The organism is Kitasatospora sp. NPDC054795, assembly GCF_053611565.1.
Genome location: NZ_JBSHAP010000031.1, coordinates 1 through 22080 on the forward strand (window position 1 = coordinate 1; position 22080 = coordinate 22080).

Below are 22080 nucleotides of genomic sequence, written 5' to 3' on the forward strand. Positions count from 1 at the left end.
AACCGGAACCGGAACCGGAACCGGCACCCAGTCCACCGCGAACAACGCCTCCGGCCCACCCTCACCGACCGGCCGAAGCGCCTCCGCCGAAACCTCCCGCAGGACCAGGGAGCCCACGGACGCGACAGGAGCACCGAGTTCGTCGGCGGCCAGGATCGCCACACCGTCGGCCGCCGGACTTACGGCGACGCGCAGCGCGGATGCCCCGACGGCGTGCAGCTGGACGCCGGTCCAGGCGAAGGGCAGTCGTGTCGCCCCGCCCTCGGCCTCGACCAGGCCACTGACGTGCAGTGCCGCGTCCAGCAGCGCCGGGTGCAGACCGAAACCGCCCGCCTCACCCGCCGCCTCCTCGGGCAGCGCGACCTCCGCGTAAACGGTCCCACCCACCCGCCAGGCCGCACCCAGACCCCGGAACACCGGACCGTAGCCGTACCCGACCTCGGCCAGAGCCTCGTAGAAACCCTCCAGCGACAGCGCCGTGGCACCGGCCGGCGGCCAGGCGGTGAGGTCCGGAGCGGCGTCGGCAACGGCGGCCTCGTCGGCCAGGAGTCCGGCCGCGTGGCTGATCCAGACGGCGTCGCCGGTGCCCTCGGGCCGCGAGTAGACCTCGACGGTGCGCTCACCGGTCTCGCCGGCGGCGCTCACGCTCACCTGGATCTGCACCCCGGCGTGCTCGGGCAGCACCAGGGGCGTGCGCAGGACCAGCTCCCGGATCGCCGGGGAGCCGGCCCGGCGGCCGGCCGCCCAGACCATCTCGACCAGCGCGGCGCCGGGCACCACCACCCGGTCCAGGATGACGTGGTCGGCCAGCCACGGGTGCGTGGCCACCGACAGCCGTCCGGTCAGCAACAGGCCGTTGCCACCGGCCAGTTGAACTGCGGCGCTGAGCAGCGGGTGGCCGACCGGCTCCAGGCCGACCGTACCCGGGTCGCCGACCGGCGGGACCGCCTCCGGCCAGTAGCGCTCGTGCTGGAAGGCGTACGTCGGCAGTTCGAGCCGTCGGCCGGCCGGCAGCACGGCCCGCCAGTCGACGTCCGCGCCGGCGACCCAGATCCGGGCCAGCGCGCGCAGCGCGGTGTCCACGTCCTCCCGGTCGCGGCGGGCAACGGGGGCGAACACCCCTTCGGGCACGGACTGTTGTGCCAGCCCGCTCAGCACGCCGTCCGGGCCCAGCTCGACGTAGCGGGTGACGCCCTGCCCGTCGAGGTGGGCGACGCCGTCGGCGAAGCGGACCGCCTCACGGACCTGGCGCACCCAGTAGTCGGGGGTGGTGAGCAGCCCGGGCTCGGCGATCCCACCGGTCAGGTTCGACACGATCGGAATGCGCGGCTCGGCGAAGGTCAACCCGGCCAGCACGGAAGCGAATTCTTCCAGCATCGGCTCCATCAGCGCCGAGTGGAACGCGTGCGAGACCGTCAGCCGACGGATCCGGCGACCCTCGGCCTTCCAGCGAGCGGCGAACTCCTCCACCGCCTCGACCGGGCCGGAGACCACCACGGAGGTCGGCCCGTTGACGGCCGCGACGTCCAGGCGGTCGCCGATCTCCGAACGCACCTCGGCCTCGGCGGCCTCGACCGCCAGCATCGCCCCGCCGCTCGGCAGCGCGTCCATCAGCCGGCCGCGCGCCGCCACCAGGGTGCAGGCGTCGGCCAGCGAGAACACGCCGGCGCAGTGCGCGGCGGCGATCTCACCGATCGAGTGGCCGAGCAGGAAGTCGGGCGTCACGCCCCAGGATTCGAGCAGCCGGAAGGACGCCACCTCGACCGCGAACAGCCCGGCCTGCGCCCACACCGTACGGTCCAGATCCTCGACGCCGTCGAGGACGACCTCCCGCACCGACCGCCCGAGCCTCGCGTCCAGCTCCGCGCAGACCGCGTCGAACGCCGCCGCGAAGGCGGGGAAAGCCTCGTACAGGCCCCGGCCCATCCCGACCCGCTGCGAGCCCTGCCCGGTGAACAGGAAGGCCGTGCGGCCCTCGTCCGTCTCCCCCGAGAGCACCCCGCGCACCGGCTCGCCGGCGGCCAGGGAGCCGAGGCGGCGCAGCAGTTCGTCCCGGCCGCGGCCGAGCACGGCGGCCCGGTGGCCGAAGGCCGCGCGGGTGGTGGCCAGCGAGTGGCCGATGTCGGCCGGGTCGGCGGCGGGGGTGGCCTCCAGGTGGGAGCGCAGCCGGGCGGCCTGCTCGCGCAGCGCGTCCTCGGTGCGGCCCGACAGCGGCCAGAGCACCGGCGCGTCGGCGTCGGCGGTCCGCTCGCGCGGGTCGTCGGCCCGGCCGGGCCACTCCGTGAGCACGACGTGGCAGTTGGTGCCGCCCATGCCGAAGGAGCTGACACCCGCGATCCGCGGGCCCTCGGGCCAGGGTTCGAGGGCGGTCTGCACCCGCAGGCCGAGGTCGTCCAGGGGGATGCGCGGGTTGGGCCGTTCGAAGTTGAGGCTCGGCGGGAGCTGCCGGTTGGCCACCGACAGGACGGCCTTGAGCAGGCCGGCCGCGCCGGCGGCGCCTTCGAGGTGGCCGATGTTGGTCTTGGCGGAGCCGACCCGCAGCGCGGCGTCGGGGGTGCGGCCGGCGCCGAGGACGGCGCCGAGGGCCGCCGCCTCGACCGGGTCGCCGACGGCCGTGCCGGTGCCGTGCAGTTCGACGTAGCGCACCGCGTCGGGGGCGATCCCGGCGCGCCGGTAGGCGGCGCCGAGCACGTCGGCCTGGGCGTCGCGGCTGGGGGTGGTCAGGCTGTCGCCGCCGCCGTCGTTGTTGACGGCGCTGCCGCGGATGACGGCGTAGATCCGGTCGCCGTCGGCGACGGCCCGGGCGACGGTCTTGAGGGCGACGACCACGCCGCCCTCGCCGCGGACGTAGCCGTTGGCGCGCTCGTCGAAGGTGTAGCAGCGGCCGTCCGGGGAGAGCGCGCCGAAGCGGGCCGCGCCGACGGTGCTCTCCGGGGCCGCGATCAGGTGCACGCCGCCGGCCAGGGCGAGGGTGGCCTCGCCGCGCCGCAGGCTGTCGGCGGCGACGTGCACCGCGACCAGGGAGGAGGACTGTCCGGCGTCGACGGTCATGCTGGGGCCGCGCAGGCCGACGGCGTAGGAGACCCGGTTGGCGATCAGGCCGCGCTGCAGGCCGACCAGCGAGTGCGGGCCGATCTGCGCGGTGCCGCCGCGCTGGGCGAGGGTGGCGTAGTCGGAGGCCATCACGCCGACGAAGACGCCGGTCCGGCTGCCGCGCAGGGCGTCCGGCACGATCCGGGCGTCCTCCAGTGCCTCCCAGCTCAGCTCCAGCATGAGCCGCTGCTGCGGGTCCATGGCGGTGGCCTCGCGCGGCGAGATGCCGAAGAAGCCCGGGTCGAACCCGTCGATCCGGTCGAGGAAGCCGCCGCGGCGCGGGACGTCCCGCTCGGCGAGGTCGCCCCGGTCGAGGGGGACGTCGCCGATCGCTTCCACGCCGTCGCACAGCAGCTTCCAGAAGGCCCGCGGGGTCGCGGCGCCCGGCAGTCGGCAGGCGAGTCCTACGACGGCGATGGCAGCGTCATCGGCATGGACCTCAGGCATGGGACACCTCAACACGTAATGCGCCGGAAATAGCCGAACGGAATTCACGGGTGGAATTTGCCCACCCGTCGACCTGGGCGGATTGGCGTTTCGCAAGGGCCACCGCGGTCCGCCGGGTGGAATTCCCCGGCGTACCCGATGGCGCGTCATCCGCGAGCTTAGGGAGCGAACCGACCGGCACCAACCCCTAAGCAGGGCGGATGCCGGCCCCCGGTAGCGGCCCCACAGTTAGGGGTGCCGGTCCGGGGACTTCCGGCCGGGGACCCCGGTCCCGGGGATTCCCACCGGGCGGTGCGGGGTTCGCCGGGTCAGCGGTTCTTGCGCTGGAACGAGCGCACCGACAGCGGCACGAAGACCACCAGGAGGCCCACCGACCACAGCAGCGTGGCGGCCACCGGGTGGTCCACCGGCCAGGCGTGCGAGCCGGTCGCCGTCCCCGGGTTGCCGAACAGCTCGCGGCAGCCGGCGGTCAGGGCGCTGAGCGGGTTCCACTCGGCGATGAACCGCAGCCAGGCGGGCATCCCGTCGGTCGGCACGAAGGCGTTCGACAGCATGGTCACCGGCATCACGAGCAGCGTGAGCTGCTGCGCCATCTGCTCGTTGGGGACCTTCAGGCCGAAGAAGCAGCCGACCCAGCTGAGCGCGTAGCGCATCAGCACCAGCAGCCCGAAGCCGGCCAGGGCGTTCAGCAGCCCGTCGGACGCACGCCAGCCGACCAGCAGACCGGCCACCGCCATGATGGCCACGCTGAGCAGGCCGCCGACCATGTCGGAGGCGGTGTGCCCGAAGGCGACCGCGACCCGCGACATCGGCATCGAGCGGAACCGGCTCATCAGTCCGCGCGAGACGTCGGCGGCGACCCGCTCGATCACCGCCACCACCGAACTGGCCGTCACCATGGCGAACAGCCCGGGCATCAGGTAGGCGCGGTAGTCACCGCCGCCCGGAATCCGGATGGCGCTGCCGAAGACGTAGCCGAACAGCAGCACCATCACGGCGGGGAAGATCAGTGCGGCGATCAGTGAGCCGGGCTCCTGGCGCAGCCGGCTGAACTCGCGCCCGACGAGGACGAAGCCGTCCGACAGCGCCCAGCGCAGGCGGGTCACCGGGGTCCGGCGGGCAACGGGGGTGCTCTGGACGGTCATCAGGCGTGGTCCTTGACTCTGTCGTCGGCTCGGGCGCCGGCCGGGGCGTCGCCGTCGGTTTCGGTGTCGGCCGGGGCGTCGCCGTCGGTATCGGTGTCGGCCGGGGCCGAGCGGTCGGTCAGGCGCAGGAACACCTCGTCGAGGGTGGGGCGGCGCAGGCTGACGTCGGCGACCTCGATCCCCGCCCGGTCCAGCTCCCGGACGAGTTCGGCGACCCGCACGGTGCCGTCCGCGGACGGCACGCTCAGGCTGTTCTCGCCGGTCCCGGTCGGCTCGGCCCCGGTCAGCCGGTGCAGCACGGCGGAGGCCTGCGGCAGCAGCGCCGGGTCCTCGACGACCACGTCGAAGCGGTTGCCGATCGTCGACTTGAGTTGGTCGGGGGTGCCCTCGGCGATCACCCGGCCGTAGTCCACCACCGCGATGTCGTCGGCCAGTTGGTCGGCCTCGTCCAGGTACTGGGTGGTGAGCAGCACGGTGGTGCCCTCGGTGACGAGCTCCCGCACGCAGTCCCAGATCTCGCCGCGGCTGCGCGGGTCGAGGCCGGTGGTCGGCTCGTCCAGGAAGAGCACCTGGGGGCGCAGGATCAGGCTGGCGACGAGGTCGAGCCGGCGGCGCATGCCGCCGGAGTAGCCGCGCACCTGCCGGTCGGCCGCCTCCATCAGGCCGAAGCGCTCCAGGAGTTCGTCGGCCCGCTGGTGCACCTGCCGACGGGGCAGGTGGTAGAGCCGGCCGAACATCCGCAGGTTGCCGCGGCCGGTCAGCTTCTCGTCCACCGCGGCGAACTGCCCGGCCAGGCCGATCACCGAGCGCACCCGGTCGGCCTCGCGGACCACGTCCAGCCCGGCGATCCGGGCGTGCCCGGCGTCCGGGTCCATCAGGGTCGCGAGGATGTTCACCGCGGTGGTCTTGCCGGCGCCGTTGGGGCCGAGCACCCCGCGGACCGTCCCGGCCGGGACGGCGAGGTCGAGCCCTCGTAGGGCGTGGACCTCGCCGAAGTGCTTGTGCAGTCCTTCGGCGAGGATGATCGGGTCCGCCATGATCCCTCCACTGGGAAGTGCCGTGTGCGCGGGTCGCGCCGTACGCGGTCGTGGTGCGGTCGCGGCCGACCCGCGCCGGGGAGCCGTGCGCCGACGCCGGGTCAGCTCGCCGACAGCGGGAACTCCCGCAGGCCGCGAATGATGAAGGAGCCCCGCCGGCGCACCGGCCCGGCCTGCCGCAGCCCGGGCATCCGGGAGATGAGGGTCCGGTAGGCCACCTCGGCCTCGAACCTGGCCAGCGGCGCGCCCAGGCAGTAGTGGATGCCGGCCGAGAACGCCAGGGTGTCGTTGCGGCTGACCCGGGTGATGTCGAAGCGGGCGGGGTCGGGGAAGACCTGCGGGTCCCGGTTGGCCCCGGCGGCCACGATCGCCAGCTCGCTGTCGACGGGCAGCACGACGCCGCCCAGTTCGACCGGCTCGTGGGCGATCCGCCGGTAGGTCTGCACCGGCGGGTCGTGGCGCAGCGTCTCGTTGACCACGTTCTGGGCCAGTTCCGGGTCCTCGGCCACCATCCGCCACTGCTCGGGGTGGCGCAGCAGCGCCAGGATGCCGTTGCCGATCAGGTTGACGGTGGTCTCGGTGCCGGCCAGCGGCAGGAACATGCACAGCGGCAGCAGTTCGTCCATGCTCAGGCTGCCCTCGTCGACCAGCGGCAGCATCCGGCTGATCATGTCCTCGCGCGGCTCGACCCGGCGCTGCTCGACGATCCGGGTGAACAGCTCGGTCATCCCGGCGATGGCGGCGTCCACGCTGCGCGCCTTCTCGTAGGTGACCACGCCGTCCAGCAGCGGGACGATCTCCCGGCTGAGGTGGTGGAAGTGCTCCCGGTCCTCCTCGGGGATGCCGACCAGGTCGCCGATCACCGCGGTCGGCAGGTGGTGGGCGAAGGCGGTCATCAGGTCGAACCGGTCGCCCTGGGCCAGGATGTCGTCGATCAGCCGGTGGCAGAACTCCTCGGCCCGGCCGCGCCAGCGCTCGACGACGCGCGGGTTGAGGGTGGGCATGGTCATCCGGCGCAGCCGGGTGTGCTCCGGCGGGTCGAGGCCGAGCATGGAGTTGTCGAAGTTCATGAACTCCGGCACCTTCTCGCCGTCGGCCTTGCGCACGCCGAAGCGCTTGTCCCGCAGCACCTGGTTGGCGAGTTCGTGGTCAGTGGTGACCCAGGTGCCCAGCGGGCTGCGGTAGACGCGGCCCCGCGCCCGGATCTCCTCGTACGCGGGGTAGGGGTTGTCCGGCGCGCTCAGCACCTTCGCGTAGGGATCTCCCTGGGCGGCGAGCTTGCGCACCAGGTCGTGGAAGAAGCGCATCTGCGCCCGGAGTTGCCGCTCACTCGACTCCATCGTCCCGTGCCCCTTCAGCCTCCGCGAATGGGGCCGAGCGTAGACACGGCCGTAACAGGGCCGACACCCCTATCCGGGGCCCGGGCAGGTGTTTAGGGGCCGGGCCCGGGAGCCGGTCGCGACGTCCGGGGACGCGCGGGGCGGGTCCGGGTGTCAACCGTTCGATCGCGGGAAGTTCCACCGGATGGATATCACCAGGTCGATCCGGGCACGGCGGTGCCGGCCGGACACTGGTGGGACCTCGGAGATCGGAGACCAAGACCGTGCCAGCGATCGTCGTTTCGAACCTGCGGATGCAGTACGGCCAGAAGGTCGTCGTCGACGACATCTCGTTCGAGGTGCAGGAGGGGGAGATCTTCGGCATCCTCGGCCCCAACGGCGCCGGGAAGACCACGACGGTCGAGTGCATCGCCGGGCTGCGCAAGCCCGGCGGCGGGAGCATCTCGGTGCACGGCCTGGACCCCCAGCGCGACGCCGCCAAGCTGCACCGCATCCTGGGCATGCAGCTGCAGAAGAGCGAGATGCCGGACAAGCTGCGGGTCGCCGAGGCGATGGAGCTGTACGCCTCCTTCTACGACGACCACGCCGACTGGCGGGAGCTGCTCGCCGAGCTGAACCTGCTGGACAAGATGAACAGTCCGTTCGCCAGCCTGTCCGGCGGCCAGAAGCAGCGGCTGTCCATCGCGCTGGCGCTGGTCGGCAACCCGAAGGTGGCCGTGCTGGACGAGCTGACCACCGGTCTGGACCCGGCGGCCCGGCGGGACACCTGGGAGCTGATCGAGCAGGTCCGCGCCCGGGGCATCACCGTCGTCCTGGTCACCCACTTCATGGAGGAGGCCGAGCGGCTCTGCGACCGGCTGGCCCTGATCGACGGCGGCCGGATCGTCGCGCTGGACACCCCCGCCGGCCTGGTGGCCGGGGTGGGCGCCGAGCAGAAGGTGCGCTTCCGCCCGACCTCCCCGCTCGACGACCACCTCCTGACCTCGCTGCCCGAGGTGACCTCGGTCCAGCGGCACGGCTCCCAGGTGGAGGTCACCGGCACGGGCAACCTGGTGTACGCCGTCACCTCGGCGCTCGCCCGCAACCAGATCGTCGCGGCCGACCTGCGCGCGGAGCTGGCCAGTCTGGAGGACGCGTTCCTCGCCCTGACCGGCCGCCGGTTCGACCACCCCTCCCACTGATCCCCGGCCCGTAGCCGACCCCCGACCCCTAGAAGGAGAACCCCCGTGCGGGCGATGAACCGGCTCACGGCCGTGGAGTTCAAGCTCTTCCTGCGAGACCCGGCCGCGTACTTCTGGACGCTGCTCTTCCCGGTCGCCCTGGTGGTGATCATCGGCAGCATCCCGTCCTCCCGCGAGTTCAAGGCCGAGATCGGCCAGCGCGTCATCGACTCCTACACGCCCGTCACCGTGGTGCTGGCGTTCGCGATGACCGGTCTGTTCATCACCCCGACCTACCTGGTGGGCTACCGGGAGAAGGGCATCCTGCGCCGGCTGTCGACCACGCCGGTGGGCCCGGCCCGGGTGCTGATCGCCCAGTTGGTGGTCCAGATCACCGTGGCGATCGCCACCACCGTCCTGGTCCTCACGACCGCGCGCCTGCTGTGGGACGTCAAGCTGCCGAGCAACCCGCTCGGCTTCGCGCTGACCTTCCTGCTCTCGGCCACCGCCGTGCTGTCCATCGGGCTGTTCGTCGCCTCGGTACTCAAGACCACCAAGGCCGCCACCGGCGCGGGCAGCATGCTGTTCTTCCCGCTGATGTTCTTCGCGGGCCTGTACGTGCCCCGCGACCAGATGCCCGCCGCGGTCAACCGGATCGGTGACTTCACCCCGCTCGGCGCCTCCGTCCAGGCCTTCGGCGACGTGGCCGGGGGTCACCTGCCGGGCGCCACGGCGCTGTTGGTCCTCGTCGGCTACACGGTGGTCTTCGGTGTCGCGGCCGCACGGCTCTTCCGCTGGGAGTAGGCCTAGGGTGGAGGTCCGCGGTCACGGGCGGTCGCGGCGGGGCGGGAGCCGGGGAAGCAGCGGGGCCGAGGAGCAGCACCATGAAGAGCGACGAACCGATCGACCTGCGCCGCTTCCTCACCCCGCTGCCCGTCGTGCTGCTGGGCGTGGCCACCGTGCTGTGCGTCGTGCAGCCGGAGGAGGGCGCGGCCACCGCGCGGGTCACGGTCTTCCCGCTGGTCGTGGTGACCGCCGCGTGGACGCTGGCGATGTACACCCTGCGGTCGCCGCAGTGGACGGGGCGCACCGGCCCGATGCTGACGTACGTGGCGGGCCAGCTGGTGCTGGCCGCACTGCTGATGACCCAGCACCCGATCTTCTTCGTGTTCGCCGTGATCGGGTTCGTCCAGGCCTACGACCTGCTCCCGCCGCAGTGGGCCTTCGTCAGCGTCGGCGCCACCTCGCTGATCATCAACCTGATCCCCGGCGGGGTGCCGGACAGCTCCCGGCGGATCGCCATCGCGGCCGCCTCGGTCTGCCTCCAGACCTGCCTGATCGGCCTGTTCGGCAACCTGTCGCACCGCTTCAACGAGCGCAGCGAGGAACGCCGCCGGCTGGTCACGGAGTTGAAGACGGTGATCGCCGAGAACAACGGCCTGCACGCCCAGCTGCTGATCCAGGCCCGGGAGGCGGGCATCCAGGACGAGCGCCAGCGGATGGCCCGGGAGATCCACGACACCATCGCCCAGGGACTGGCCGGCATCATCACCCAGCTCCAGGCCGCCGACCGGGCCCGGCCGCAGCCCGAGCAGCGCGAGTGGCACCTCGAACAGGCCCGGGGGCTGGCCCGGGAGAGCCTCACGGCGGCCCGGCGCTCGGTGGCCGCGCTGCGGCCGGCGGAGCTGGAGGAGGCGCACCTGCCGAACGCGATCCGGGAGCTGGCCCAGCGCTGGTCGGCGCGTGCGGGCGTGCCGGCCTCGGTGGAGACCACCGGTGATCCCGTCCCGTTGTTGACGGAGATCGAGGTCGCCCTGTTCCGTGCCGCCCAGGAGACCCTGGCGAACATCGCGAAGCACGCCGCTGCCAGTAAGGTCAGACTGACCATTTCCTACCTGGAGGACACGGTCATGCTGGACGTTCACGACGACGGGGTCGGCTTCACCGTGACCGACCTCGACGGGCCGCCGCCCGCCGACGGCGACAGCGGCTACGGGCTGGACGGCCTGCGCCGACGGCTCGACCGGGTGCTCGGGACACTGACCGTGGAGAGCGCCCCGGGCTCGGGCACCGCGGTGAACGCGAGCGTGCCGGCGATTCGCCGGGGCGGCACCGCATGAGCGAACAGTCCGCCCCCGTACGGCTGCTGATCGTCGACGACCACCCGATCGTCCGGGACGGCCTGCGCGGCGCGTTCGCCAACAGCCCGGAGTTCGAGGTCGTCGGCGAGGCCGGCAACGGCGCCGAGGCGCTCGACCGGGTCGCCGAGCTGAAGCCCGACCTGGTGCTGATGGACCTGCGCATGCCGGTGATGGACGGTGTCACCGCGATCCACCGGCTCGGCGAGAGCGCGCCCGGGGTGCGGGTGCTGGTGCTGACCACCTTCGACACCGACAACGACGTACTGCCCGCGATCGAGGCCGGCGCCACCGGCTACCTGCTGAAGGACGCGCCCACCGAGGAGCTGCTGCGCGCGGCCCGGGTCGCGGCCCGGGGCGACGCGATGCTCTCCCCCGCCATCACCAAACGGCTGATGGACCGGGTGCGCCGGCCCAGCCTCGGTGTGCTGAGCGCCCGTGAGCTGGAGGTGATGCGGCTGGTCGCCCACGGCTCCTCCAACAAGGAGGTCGCCGGCAAGCTGTTCATCACCGAGGCCAGTGTCAAGACGCACCTGCTGCGGATCTACGACAAGCTCGGGGTCCGCGACCGGGCGGGCGCGGTCGGCGAGGCGTTCCGGCGCGGTCTGGTGACCTGACCCGGAACGCCCCGCCGGCCCGCCGTCAGCTCCCCAGTTCGTCGTCGATCAGGGCGAAGATGTCCTCGGCCGTCGCGGACTCCAGGTCGCTGTCGTCGTGCTCCGGCTGCGGCCCGTCGGCGTCCCGCAGCCGGTCGAGCAGCTGCTCCAGCCTGGCGCGGGCCCCGGCCCGTTCCGCCCCGGCCAGTGCGACCAGGTCGGCCTCCATTCCGGCCAGCCGGCCGAGCAGGTCCTCCACCGGGTCGGCCTGCGGAAGCAGGCTCTCCCGCAGGTGGCGGGCGAGCGCGGCCGGGGTCGGGTGGTCGAAGACCAGGGTGGGGGGCAGCCGCAGGCCGGTGGCGGTGTTCAGCCGGTTGCGCAGCTCGACCGAGGTCAGCGAGTCGAACCCGAGGTCCTTGAACGGCCGGTCGGCCGCGACGGCGTCCGTCGAGCCGTGTCCGAGGACCACCGCGGCGTTCCCGGTGACCAGGTCCAGCAGGGCCGCATCGCGCTGGGCGTCGGCCATCACGGCCAGCCGCTCGGCCAGCGCCGGGCCGTCCGGGCGCCGGTTGTCGGCGGCCCGGCGGACCGGCTGGCCGACCAGCGCCCGCAGCAGCGCGGGCACCGGGTGGGCGGCTGCGCGCAGCACGCCCGGGTCGATGTCGACCGGCACCAGGTGGGAGCGGCCCGTTGTGCGCGCCCGGTCGAACAGGGCGAGCGCCCGGGCGGTGGACAGCGGCGCGCTGAGGCTGCCGGCCCGGGCCTGGTCGACCTTCCCGAGGTGGCCGGTGAGCCCGCTGGCCTGCTCCCACAGGCCCCAGGCCAGCGACTGGCCGGCCTGGCCGGAGGCCGTCCGCCGGGCGGCCAGGGCGTCCAGGAAGGCGTTCGCGGCCGCATAGTTGGCCTGCCCGCCGGAGCCGAAGGTGCCCGACACCGAGGAGTACAGGACGAACATCGACAGGTCGAGGTGCGCCGTCAGCTCGTGCAGGTTGAGCGCCGCGTCCACCTTCGGGCGCAGTACCCGGGAGAGGCGCTCCGGCGTCAGGGTGCCGAACACCCCGTCGTCCAGCACGCCGGCCGCGTGCACCACGCCCGTCAGCGGGCGGGCGAGGCCGTCGAGCACCCGCGCCAGGGCGGTGCGGTCGGCCGCGTCGCAGGCGACGACCTCCGCCCGGGCGCCCGTCTCGCCCAGCTCGGCGAGGAGTTCCCGCACGTCCGGGCCGTCCGCGCCCCGGCGGCTCAGCAGGGTCAGGTGGCGCACGCCGTGCGTGGCCGCCAGGTGCCGGGCCAGCAGACCGCCCAGCGTCCCGGTGCCGCCGGTGATCAGCACCGTGCCCTCGGGGTCCGGTTCCACCGGCAGCGTCAGCACGTTCTTGCCGACGTGCCGGGCCTGGCTGACGTGCCGGAAGGCGCCGACCGCGTCCCGGACGTCCCAGGCGGTGATCGGCAGCATCCGCAGCGCACCGGCCTCGAACAGCTCGATCACCTCGTGCAGGATGCCGCCCATCCGGGCCGGTCCGGCGTCGCCGAGGTCGAAGGCCCGGTACCGGAGGCCGGCCGGCTGCCGGACGTCGGTCTTGCCCATCTCCAGGAAGCGCCCGCCCTCGGCCAGCAGCCGCAGCGAGGCGTCGGTGAACTCCCCGGCCAGCGAGTTCAGCACCAGGTCGACCCCGCGCCCGCCGGTCGCGGTGCGGAACCGCTCCTCGAAGGCGAGGTCGCGGGAGGAGGCGATGTGCGCCTCGTCCAGCCCCAGTTCCCGCAGCGTGCGCCACTTGCCCGGACTGGCGGTGCCGAACACCTCCAGGCCGAAGTGGCGGGCGAGTTGGACGGCCGCCATGCCGACGCCGCCGGCCGCGGCGTGCACCAGCACCGATTCGCCCCGCTGCGCGTCGGCCAGGTCGCGCAGCCCGTAGTAGGCGGTGGCGAACACCAGCGGTACGGAGGCGGCCTGGGCGAAGGACCAGCCCTGCGGGACGCGGGCCAGCAGCCGCCGGTCGGTGACGGCCCGGACGGCCGCGCCACCGGCGAAGAAGCCGAAGACCCGCTCGCCCGGGGCGAGGTCGGTCACTCCGGCGCCGACCTCCAGCACGACGCCGGCGGCCTCGGAGCCCATCGCGGCCGTCCGGTCCGGGTACATGCCCAGACCGATCAGCACGTCCCGGAAGTTGACGCCCGCCGAGCGCACCGCGACCCGGACCTCGTCCGCGCCCAGCGGCGCGTCGGCGTCGGGCGCGGGCACCAGCGCCACGTCCTCCAGTCCGGCGCCCCGCCCCGCGAGGCCGAGCCGCCAGGCGCCCGCGGGCTCCGGCGGGGTCAGCCGGGCGACGGTGGCTTCCCGGACCAGGCGCGGCACCCTGATGTCGCCGCCGCGGACCGCGAGTTGGGGCTCCTCGCCGCCCACCAGCGCGGGCCAGCCGGCCCACGGGTCGGCCGCGCCGCCCTGCGGTTCGATGTCCACCAGCACGATCCGGTCCGGGTTCTCGGTCTGCGCGGAGCGGACCAGTCCCCACACGGCGGCGCCGGCCGGGTCGGCCTCGCCACCGGTGCCGGACCCGGCCGGGGTCGCCCCGCGGGTGAGCACCACCAGCCGGGAGTCGGCGAACCGCTCGTCGGCCAGCCAGGCCCGTACCTCGCCGAGCACCCGGGCGGTCGCCCCGTGCACGGCCTCGGCCCCGAGCGCACCGGCGGCACCGGCGGGGACGGCGGGGACAGCCAGGACGGTCACCGACGGTACGGCCGCACCCTGTTCCAGGGAGGCCATCAGGGCCGCCAGGTCGGTGTGGCGGCGGGCCGGTCCGCCCTCGGGGGCCGTCTCGCCGACCGCGGCCCACGCGGTCAGGTCCGGCTCGGCCGCACCGGCCGCCGGGGGCACCGGCCGCCAGTCCACCGCGAACAGCGCGTCCGGTCCGGCGTCGGCGGTGGCGCCGAGCGCCTCCGGGGACACCTCGCGCATCACCAGCGAACGCACGGTGGCCACCGGGCTTCCGGTGCCGTCGGCCAGCCGCAGCGCGACGCCCTCGGCGGTCCGGGTGATCCGGGCCCGCAGCACCGAGGCGCCCACCGCGTCCACCCGCACGCCGGTCCAGGCGAACGGCAGGGCGGTGCCCTCGACCTCGCTCCCGCCGGCGAAGCCGACGGCGTGCAGCGCCGCGTCCAGCAGCGCCGGGTGCAGGGCGAAGCCGGCGGCCTCGTCCGCCGCCTCCTCGGGCAGCGCGACCTCGGCGTAGACCGCGTCCTCGGCCCGCCAGGCGGCGCGCAGGCCGCGGAAGGCCGGCCCGTAGCCGTAGCCGCTGTCGGCCAGGGTGTCGTAGAAGCCGTCCAGCGGCACCGGCTCGGCGGCCGGCGGCGGCCAGGCCGCCAGTTCAAAGGGCTCGGCCGGTGCGGCCTCGGTCAGCAGGCCGGTGGCGTGGCAGGTCCAGGGCGTCCGGTCACCGGTGTCGGGCCGGGCGTGGATCTCCAGTCGGCAGTCGCCGCCGTCGTCGGGCGCGGTCACCCGGACCTGGACCTGGGTCTCGCCCCGTTCGGGGAGGGCGAGCGGGGACCGCACCACCAGTTCGTCCAGCACCGTACGGCCGACCTGCTCGCCGGCCCGCAGCGCGAGTTCGACGAGCGCGGTGCCGGGCACCACGGTCCGGCCCAGCACCACGTGGTCGGCCAGCCACGGGTGGCTCGCCGTGGACAGCCGTCCGGTCAGCACCGCGCCGCCGTCCCCGGCCAGGGCCAGGACGGCGCCCAGCAGCGGGTGCCCGGCGGGCAGTTGCCCGAGCGCCGCGACGTCGCCGGCCCCGGCGACCGGCCGGGGCCAGTAGCGCTCGCGCTGGAAGGCGTAGGTGGGCAGTTCCGCGTGCCGACCGGCCGGCAGGGCCGCCGCCCAGTCGATCCGGGCACCGGCCGTCCAGAGCCGGCCGAGGCCGTGCCAGAGCGTGTCCACCTGGTCCCGCCCGGCCCGCTGGAGCGGGGCGAGCACGGCGTCGGGGACAGTCTGCTGGGCCAGCCCGCAGAGCACGCCGTCGGGGCCCAGCTCCAGGAGGCGGGTCACGCCGTGCCCGCCGAGGTGGGCGACGCCGTCGGCGAAGCGGACGGCCTCGCGGACCTGCCGCACCCAGTAGTCGGGGGTGGTGAGCAGCCCGGGTTCGGCGAGCATCCCGGTCAGGTTGGAGACGACCGGGATGCTCGGCTCGGCGAAGGTCAACTCCGCGAGCACGGAGGCGAATTCGGCGAGCATCGGCTCCATCAGCGCCGAGTGGAAGGCGTGCGAGACGGTCAGCCGGCGGATCCGGCGGCCCTCGGCCTTCCACCGCCCGGCCAGCTCCTCCACCGCCTCGACCGGCCCGGAGACCACCACCGAGGTCGGACCGTTGACGGCCGCCACGTCCAGCCGGTCGCCGATCGCCTCACGGACCTCGGCCTCGGTGGCCTCGACCGCGAGCATCGCGCCGCCCTCGGGCAGCGCGTCCATCAGCCGGCCGCGCGCCGCCACCAGGGCGCACGCGTCCGCCAGCGGGAACACCCCGGCGACGTGAGCGGCCGCCACCTCGCCGATCGAGTGCCCGAGCAGGAAGTCGGCCGTCACCCCCCAGGATTCGAGCAGCCGGAACGACGCCACCTCGACCGCGAACAGCCCGGCCTGCGCCCACACCGTACGGTCCAGGTTCTCGACGCCCTCGAACACCACGTCCTTCACCGGCCGGTCCAGCAGCAGGTCCAGCTCCGCGCAGACCGCGTCGAAGGCCGCCGCGAAGGCGGGGAACGCCTCGTACAGCTCCCGGCCCATCCCGACCCGCTGCGCACCCTGACCGGTGAACAGGAACGCCGTCCGCCCCTCGGCGACCGTACCGGCGACCACGCCCGCGCCGGGCTCGCCGGCGGCCAGCGCCGCCAGCTCCCGGTCCTGCCCGGCCCGGTCCGCGCCGATCACCACCGCGCGGTGCGCCAGCGCCGTCCGCCCGGACAGGGCCCGGGCCACCTCGGCCGGTCCGTCCTCCGGGCGGTCCGTCAGGTGCTCGCCCAGCCGGGCGGCCTGGGCCCGCAGCGCCGCCGGGGTCTGCCCGGACAGCGGCCACGGCAGCGGACCGTGCGGCCGACGCCCGGCGGGCTCGGCCGGGGCGGGCTCGCCCTGTTCGATGATGATGTGGGCGTTGGTGCCGCTCATGCCGAACGAGGAAATGCCGGTGCGGCGCGGCCGTTCGGCCCGCGGCCACGGCCGGGCCTCGGTCAGCAGTTCGACCGCCCCGGTGGACCAGTCGACGTGCGGGGTGGGCCCGTCCACGTGCAGGGTCGCCGGAAGCGTGCCGTACCGCATCGCCATGACCATCTTGATGATCCCGGCGATGCCGGCGGCGGCCTGGGTGTGGCCGATGTTGGACTTGATCGAGCCCAGCCAGAGCGGCTCCCCGGCCCGGCCCTGCCCGTAGGTGGCCAGCAGGGCCTTCGCCTCGATCGGGTCCCCGAGGCGGGTGCCGGTGCCGTGCGCCTCCACGGCGTCGACCTCGGCGGCCGACAGCCCGGCGTTGGCGAGTGCCTGCCGGATCACCCGCTCCTGCGCGGGACCGTTCGGGGCGGTGAGGCCGTTGGACGCGCCGTCCTGGTTGACCGCGCTGCCGCGCACGATGCCGAGCACCCGGTGCCCGTTGCGCCGGGCGTCGGACAGCCGCTCCAGCAGCAGGATGCCGACGCCCTCGCCCCAGCCGGTGCCGTCGGCCGCGGCGGCGAAGGCCTTGCACCGGCCGTCGGCGGCCAGGCCCAGCTGGCGGCTGAACTCCACGAAGGCCGACGGGGTCGCCATCACCGTGGCGCCGCCCGCGAGGGCCATGGTGCACTCGCCGCGGCGCAGCGCCTCGGCCGCCGAGTGCAGGGCGACCAGGGAGGAGGAGCAGGCGGTGTCCACCGTCATGGCCGGGCCCTCCAGCCCGAACACGTACGAGATCCGGCCGGAGAGCACGGCGGCCGCGGTGCCGGTGCCCCGGTGCCCCTCGCTGTCGGAGGGGCCGGAGAGCAGCGCCGCGTAGTCCTGGCCGTTGGTGCCGATGAACACGCCGGTGCGGCTGCCGCGCAGCGAGCGCGCGTCCACCCCGGCCCGTTCGAACGCCTCCCAGACGGTCTCCAGCAGCAGCCGCTGCTGGGGGTCCATGGCCAGCGCCTCGCGCGGGGAGATGGCGAACAGCGCCGGGTCGAAGTCGGCGACGCCGGACAGGAATCCGCCGGCCCAGGTGGCGTCCGCGCCCGCCTCGCCGGAGGGCGCGCCGAGCGGCGGCCAGCCGCGGTCGCCGGGCAGCCCGGAAACCGCGTCCACCCGGTCGGCGACCAGCCGCCAGAGCTGTTCGGGGTTCTCGACCCCGCCGGGGTAGCGGCAGCTCATCGCGACGATCGCGATCGGCTCGTCCACGGCGGTGGCCTCGGCCCGCACGGTCTCGGCCGCCGCCGCGGTGCCGAGCAGCTCGCCGCGCAGCTGGGCGGCCAGTTCGCGCGGCGTGGGGTGGTCGAAGACCAGGGTGGCGGAGAGCCGCAGCCCGGTCTCGGCCGCCAGGGCGTTGCGCAGTTCGAGCGCGGTGAGCGAGTCGAAGCCGAGGCCCTTGAACGGGACCTCCGGCGGTACGTCGCCCGCCTCGCGGTGGCCGAGCACGGCCGCCGCCAGCCGCCGGACCAGGTCGAGCAGGGTCCGTTCCTGCTCGGCGGGCGGCAGCGCGGTGAGCTTCCCGGCCAGCGGGGACGCGCCCTCGGCCGGCTCGGCGGCCGGGGCTTCCAGGGCCCGGAGCACCTCGGGCAGGTCCTCGATCAGCGGACGGCGGCGGCTGGCCGTGAACGCGGGGGCGAAGCGCTCCCAGCGGACGTCCGCCACCGCCACGCAGGCCTCGTCCCCGGCGACGGCCAGGTCGAGCGCCCGCACGGCGAGGGCCGGGTCCAGCAGGGCGAGCCCGCGGCGGCGCAGGAAGTCCTCCGACTCCCCCTGCACGGCCATGCCGGCCTCCGCCCACGGGCCCCAGGCGACGGCCAGCGCGGCCCGGCCGGCCGCCCGGCGCTGTTCGACCAGCGCCTCCAGGTAGGCGTTGGCGGCGCCGTAGACGGCCTGGGCGCCGGAGCCCCAAGTGGCCGAGATGGAGGAGAAGACGACGAACAGCTCCAGGTCCAGCCCGGCGGTCAGCTCGTCCAGGTGTGCGGCGCCGTCGGCCTTCCCGCCGAGCACGGCGGTGATCTCCTCGGCGGCGGTGTCCATCAGCAAGGTCGCCTGGCCGACGCCGGCCGCGTGCACCACGCCGGTCAGCGGGAGTTCGGCCGGGATCGCGTCGAGCACCGCCGCCAGCGCCGCCCGGTCGGCGGCGTCGCAGGCGGCGACCGTCACCCGGGCACCCAGCCCGCTCAGCTCGGCCACCAGCGCGTCCACGCCCTCGGCCGCCGAACCGCGCCGACTCGTCAGCACGAGATGAGGAACGCCCCGACCGGCCAGCCAGCGCGCCACCTCCGCGCCCAGCGCCCCGGTGCCACCGGTCACCAGCACCGTGCCCGAGGGCGGCCCGAGCGGTTCGGCACCGTCCGGTCGGGCGGCCCGCACCAGGCGGCGGACGTACGTGCCGGCGCCCCGGACGGCGACCTGGTCCTCGGTGCCGGTCAGGACGGCGGCCAGCCGGGCGGCCGTCCTGGTGTCCTCGGCGGGCGGCAGGTCGACCAGCCCGCCCCAGCGTTCCGGCAGCTCCAGGGCGGCGGCCCGGCCGAGGCCCCAGAGCTGCGCCGCCACCGGGTCGGACGGACCGTCGGAGCGGCCCACCGACACCCCGCCCCGGGTGGCCAGCCAGAGCGGGGCGTCGATGCCCGCGTCGCCGAGCGCCTGGATCAGCGCGACGGCCGCCGGGACCGGCTCGGGGTGCCGGGCCGGGCAGGCGACCACGCCGGCCGGGGTGGCCGCGAGCTCGCGCAGCCGGGCGGTCAGGGAGGCCCGGGTGGCCCCGGGGCCGAACTCCAGCAGGACCACGTCGGCGCCGGCGGCGGTCAGCAGCCGCTGGGCGTCGGTGTCCCCCGGGGCCGCGACGACCAGCCAGGTGCCGGTGAGCGTGCCCGCGGCGGGCGCGTCGGCGAGCGGCTTCCAGCGGACCCGGTAGCGCCAGGAGTCGATGACGGCCTCGTCCCGGCGGCGGCGCCGGAAGGAGGACAGCGCGGGCAGCACGGCCCGCAGCTCCCCCTGGTCCGCGTCCACGCCGAGGGCGCCGGTCAGTTCGGCCACGTCCTCGCGCTCGACGGCGGCCCAGAACCGGCCCTCGGCGGTGCCCTCCGCTCCCTCGGCCGCGGCGGCGGGAGAAGGGGCTGGACGGGCCCAGTAGGACTGGTGCTGGAAGGCGTACGTGGGCAGCGCGACCCGCCCCTCGCCACGGCCCGTGAAGGCCGCCGGCCAGTCCACGGCGGCACCCGCCGTCCAGAGCGCGCCGACGGCGGCGTGGAAGGTGCGCACGCCGTCGTGGCCGGAGCCGCGCAGCAGCGGCGCGAATGCGCCCTCGACGCCGGCGTGCTGGGCCATCCCGCACAGCACGCCGTCGGGGCCGAGCTCGGCGAAGCGGGTGACGCCCCGTCGGTCCAGGGCGTCGACGCCGTCGGCGAAGCGGACGGCCTCGCGGACCTGGCGCAGCCAGTAGTCGGGGGTGGTGAGCAGGCCTGGTTCGGCGATCCCGCCGGTCAGGTTGGAGACGACCGGGACCCTAGGCTCGGCGAAGGTCAACCCGCCGAGGACGGCGGCGAATTCGGCGAGCATCGGCTCCATCAGGGCCGAGTGGAAGGCGTGCGAGACCGTCAGCCGACGGGTCTTGCGGCCCTCGGCCGACCAGCGCGCGGCGTACTCCTCGACCGCGTCCGCCGGCCCGGAAACCACCACGGAGGTCGGGCCGTTGACGGCCGCGACGTCCAGGCGGTCGCCGATCTCCGAACGCACCTCGGCCTCGGCGGCCTGCACGGCCAGCATCGCGCCGCCGCTCGGCAGCGCGTCCATCAGCCGGCCGCGCGCCGCCACCAGGGCGCACGCGTCCGCCAACGAGAACACCCCGGCGCAGTGCGCCGCCGCCACCTCGCCGATCGAATGTCCGAGCAGCACGTCCGGGACCACGCCCCAGGACTCCAGCAGCCGGAACGACGCCACCTCGACCGCGAACAGCCCGGCCTGCGCCCACACCGTCCGGTCCAGATCCTCGACGCCGTCGAGGACCACCTCCCGCACCGACCGCCCGAGCCTCCCGTCCAGCTCCGCGCAGACCGCGTCGAACGCCCCCGCGAACACCGGGAACGCCTCGTACAGCCCCCGACCCATGCCGACCCGCTGCGCACCCTGACCGGTGAACAGGAACGCCGTCCGGCCCTCGTCCGCCACCCCGGTCAGCACGTCCTGGGCGGAACGTCCCTCGGCCAGCGCCGCCAGCCCCTCGCCGAGGCCTGCGGCCGAGTCCCCGAGGACCACCGCGCGGTGTTCCAGCGCCGCCCGGGTGACGGCCAGCGCGTGTCCAGCGGCCGCCGGGTCGGGCCCGGTCGCCGCGAACTCGGCCAGCCTCGCGGCCTGTCCGCGCAGCCCCTCCGGGCTCTTGGCGGACACCGGCCAGAGCACCGGGCCGCTGTTCTCCACCGGTTCCGGCGCGGGCAGCGGATCGCCCTGCTCCAGGATGACGTGGGCGTTGGTGCCGCTGATGCCGAAGGAGGAGACGCCCGCCCGGCGCGGACGGTCCGCCCCCGGCCACGGGCGGGCCTCGGTCAGCAGTTCCACCGCGCCCGCCGACCAGTCCACGTGGGGCGTCGGCTGCTCGGCGTGCAGGGTGGCGGGCAGCAGGCCGTACCGCATCGCCTGCACCATCTTGATGATGCCCGCGACGCCGGCCGCCGACTGGGTGTGGCCGATGTTGGACTTGATCGAGCCCAGCCAGAGCGGCTCGCCGCCGCGGTCCCGGCCGTAGGTGGCCAGCAGCGCCTGGGCCTCGATCGGGTCGCCGAGCCGGGTGCCGGTGCCGTGCGCCTCCACCACGTCCACCTCGGACGGGGCGAGCCGCGCGGAGGCCAGCGCCTGCCGGATCACCCGGCGCTGCGAGGGGCCGTTCGGCGCGGTCATCCCGTTGGAGGCGCCGTCCTGGTTGACGGCGCTGCCGCGCACCACCGCCAGCACCTCGTGCCCGTTGCGGCGCGCGTCCGACAGCCGCTCCAGCAGCAGCAGTCCGACGCCCTCGCCCCAGCCCGTACCGTCCGCACCGGCGCCGAAGGAGCGGCACCGCCCGTCCGAGGCGAGGCCCTGCTGGGCGCTGAAGGCGTGGAAGACCTCCGCGTTGGTCAGCACGGTCACCCCGCCGGCCAGCGCCAGCGTGCACTCGCCGGCGCGCAGCGCCTGGACGGCCAGGTGCAGGGCGACCAGCGAGGAGGAGCAGGCGGTGTCCACGGTGACCGCCGGGCCTTCCAGGCCGAACACGTACGCCACCCGGCCGGAGAGCACGCTGGTCGCTCCGCCGGCCAGGACGTACCCCTGGTCGGCGTCGGCCGCACCGACCCCGTAGCCGGAGGAGGTCGCGCCGACGAACACCCCGGTCCGGGTGCCGCGCACGGTGTCCGGCGCGATCCCGGCCCGTTCGAACGCCTCCCAGCCGCTCTCCAGCAGCAGCCGCTGCTGGGGGTCCATGGCGAGGGCCTCGCGCGGGGAGATCCCGAAGAACGCGGCGTCGAAGCGCTCGGCGCCGTCCAGGAACCCGCCCTGGGCGGCGAGGTCGCTCGCCGCGGCGTCCGCGCCGAGCCCGTCCGCTCTCCAGCCGCGCTGCTCGGGGAAGGGGGCGATCGCGTCGCCGGCCCGTTCGACCAGCCGCCAGAGGTCGTCCGGCGAGGAGACGTCGCCGGGGTAGCGGCACGCCATCGACACGATCGCCACGGGTTCGCTGACCGCGGCGGTCAGTTCACGGTTTCGGGCGCGAAGCTTCTCCGTCTCCTTGAGGGAAGCTCGCAACGCTTCGACATAGTCCTGGGTAGAGGCCATCGCAAGCTCCGTACTGCGGTCAGGAATCACGTTCGCCGAGGGCCAGCCTCAGCAGGCTTTCGCCGTCCATCTCGTCGATCGACTCGATGGCGGTCACGGGTGCGGCGTCCTCGGCGGCGGGCGCGGACTCCTGCGAGGCGAGCCGC

Annotated in this window: 8 protein-coding genes and 1 pseudogene; 4 read left to right on the forward strand and 5 right to left on the reverse strand. The window is 74.9% G+C overall.

The genetic code is table 11. The features are described from left to right. The 4 genes from ACWGJO_RS14035 to ACWGJO_RS14050 all read right to left on the reverse strand — a co-directional run. Nucleotides 1–3540, reverse strand: a 3540-nt coding sequence (locus ACWGJO_RS14035; RefSeq protein WP_452183630.1) for a type I polyketide synthase, incomplete at its 3' end; no start/stop codon positions are given. Between the two features lie 308 nt (nt 3541–3848). Next, the gene (locus tag ACWGJO_RS14040) at nt 3849–4685 is read right to left on the reverse strand and encodes an ABC transporter permease (protein ID WP_452183631.1); all 837 of its coding nucleotides are present in this window, start codon (nt 4683–4685) and stop codon (nt 3849–3851) included. After that, nucleotides 4685–5722, reverse strand: coding sequence for an ATP-binding cassette domain-containing protein (locus ACWGJO_RS14045; RefSeq protein ID WP_452183632.1), 1038 nt, complete (start codon nt 5720–5722; stop codon nt 4685–4687). Before ACWGJO_RS14045 ends, ACWGJO_RS14040 begins: the two co-directional genes overlap by 1 nt. Before the next feature lie 101 nt (nt 5723–5823). Continuing rightward, entirely contained in the window at nt 5824–7062 is a 1239-nt protein-coding gene (locus ACWGJO_RS14050; protein WP_452183633.1) for a cytochrome P450, read from the reverse strand. 263 nt (nt 7063–7325) lie between these two features. Here ACWGJO_RS14050 and ACWGJO_RS14055 point away from each other — a divergent pair, with 263 nt between their 5' ends. The 4 genes from ACWGJO_RS14055 (at nt 7326) to ACWGJO_RS14070 (ending at nt 10977) form a co-directional block, all read left to right on the forward strand. Then, nucleotides 7326–8243, forward strand: a complete 918-nt coding sequence (locus ACWGJO_RS14055; RefSeq protein ID WP_452183634.1) for an ABC transporter ATP-binding protein — start codon at nt 7326–7328, stop codon at nt 8241–8243. Between the two features lie 54 nt (nt 8244–8297). Next, nucleotides 8298–9026: an ABC transporter permease gene (locus tag ACWGJO_RS14060; RefSeq protein WP_452183639.1), complete on the forward strand. Its 729-nt coding sequence runs from the start codon at nt 8298–8300 to the stop codon at nt 9024–9026. Nucleotides 9027–9106: 80 nt separating this feature from the next. Then, on the forward strand, nt 9107–10342 hold the full coding sequence (locus ACWGJO_RS14065) for a sensor histidine kinase (protein ID WP_452183635.1): 1236 nt from the start codon (nt 9107–9109) through the stop codon (nt 10340–10342). Further along, a complete protein-coding gene (locus ACWGJO_RS14070; RefSeq protein WP_387689960.1) occupies nt 10339–10977 on the forward strand; it encodes a response regulator in 639 nt (212 codons plus the stop codon). The genes ACWGJO_RS14065 and ACWGJO_RS14070 overlap by 4 nt, the downstream gene beginning before the upstream one ends. Before the next feature lie 256 nt (nt 10978–11233). Here ACWGJO_RS14070 and ACWGJO_RS14075 read toward each other — a convergent pair. After that, nucleotides 11234–21964, reverse strand: a pseudogene (locus ACWGJO_RS14075) (type I polyketide synthase); the annotation flags it as partial. Nucleotides 21965–22080 lie beyond the last annotated feature (116 nt).

Bases quoted from the DNA above. Each gene is read 5' to 3' on its own strand.
- ACWGJO_RS14040 (WP_452183631.1), bottom strand. From the start codon at position 4,685: ATGACCGTCCAGAGCACCCCCGTTGCCCGCCGGACCCCGGTGACCCGC.
- ACWGJO_RS14045 (WP_452183632.1), bottom strand. From the start codon at position 5,722: ATGGCGGACCCGATCATCCTCGCCGAAGGACTGCACAAGCACTTCGGC.
- ACWGJO_RS14050 (WP_452183633.1), bottom strand. From the start codon at position 7,062: ATGGAGTCGAGTGAGCGGCAACTCCGGGCGCAGATGCGCTTCTTCCAC.
- ACWGJO_RS14060 (WP_452183639.1), top strand. From the start codon at position 8,298: ATGAACCGGCTCACGGCCGTGGAGTTCAAGCTCTTCCTGCGAGACCCG.
- ACWGJO_RS14065 (WP_452183635.1), top strand. From the start codon at position 9,107: ATGAAGAGCGACGAACCGATCGACCTGCGCCGCTTCCTCACCCCGCTG.
- ACWGJO_RS14070 (WP_387689960.1), top strand. From the start codon at position 10,339: ATGAGCGAACAGTCCGCCCCCGTACGGCTGCTGATCGTCGACGACCAC.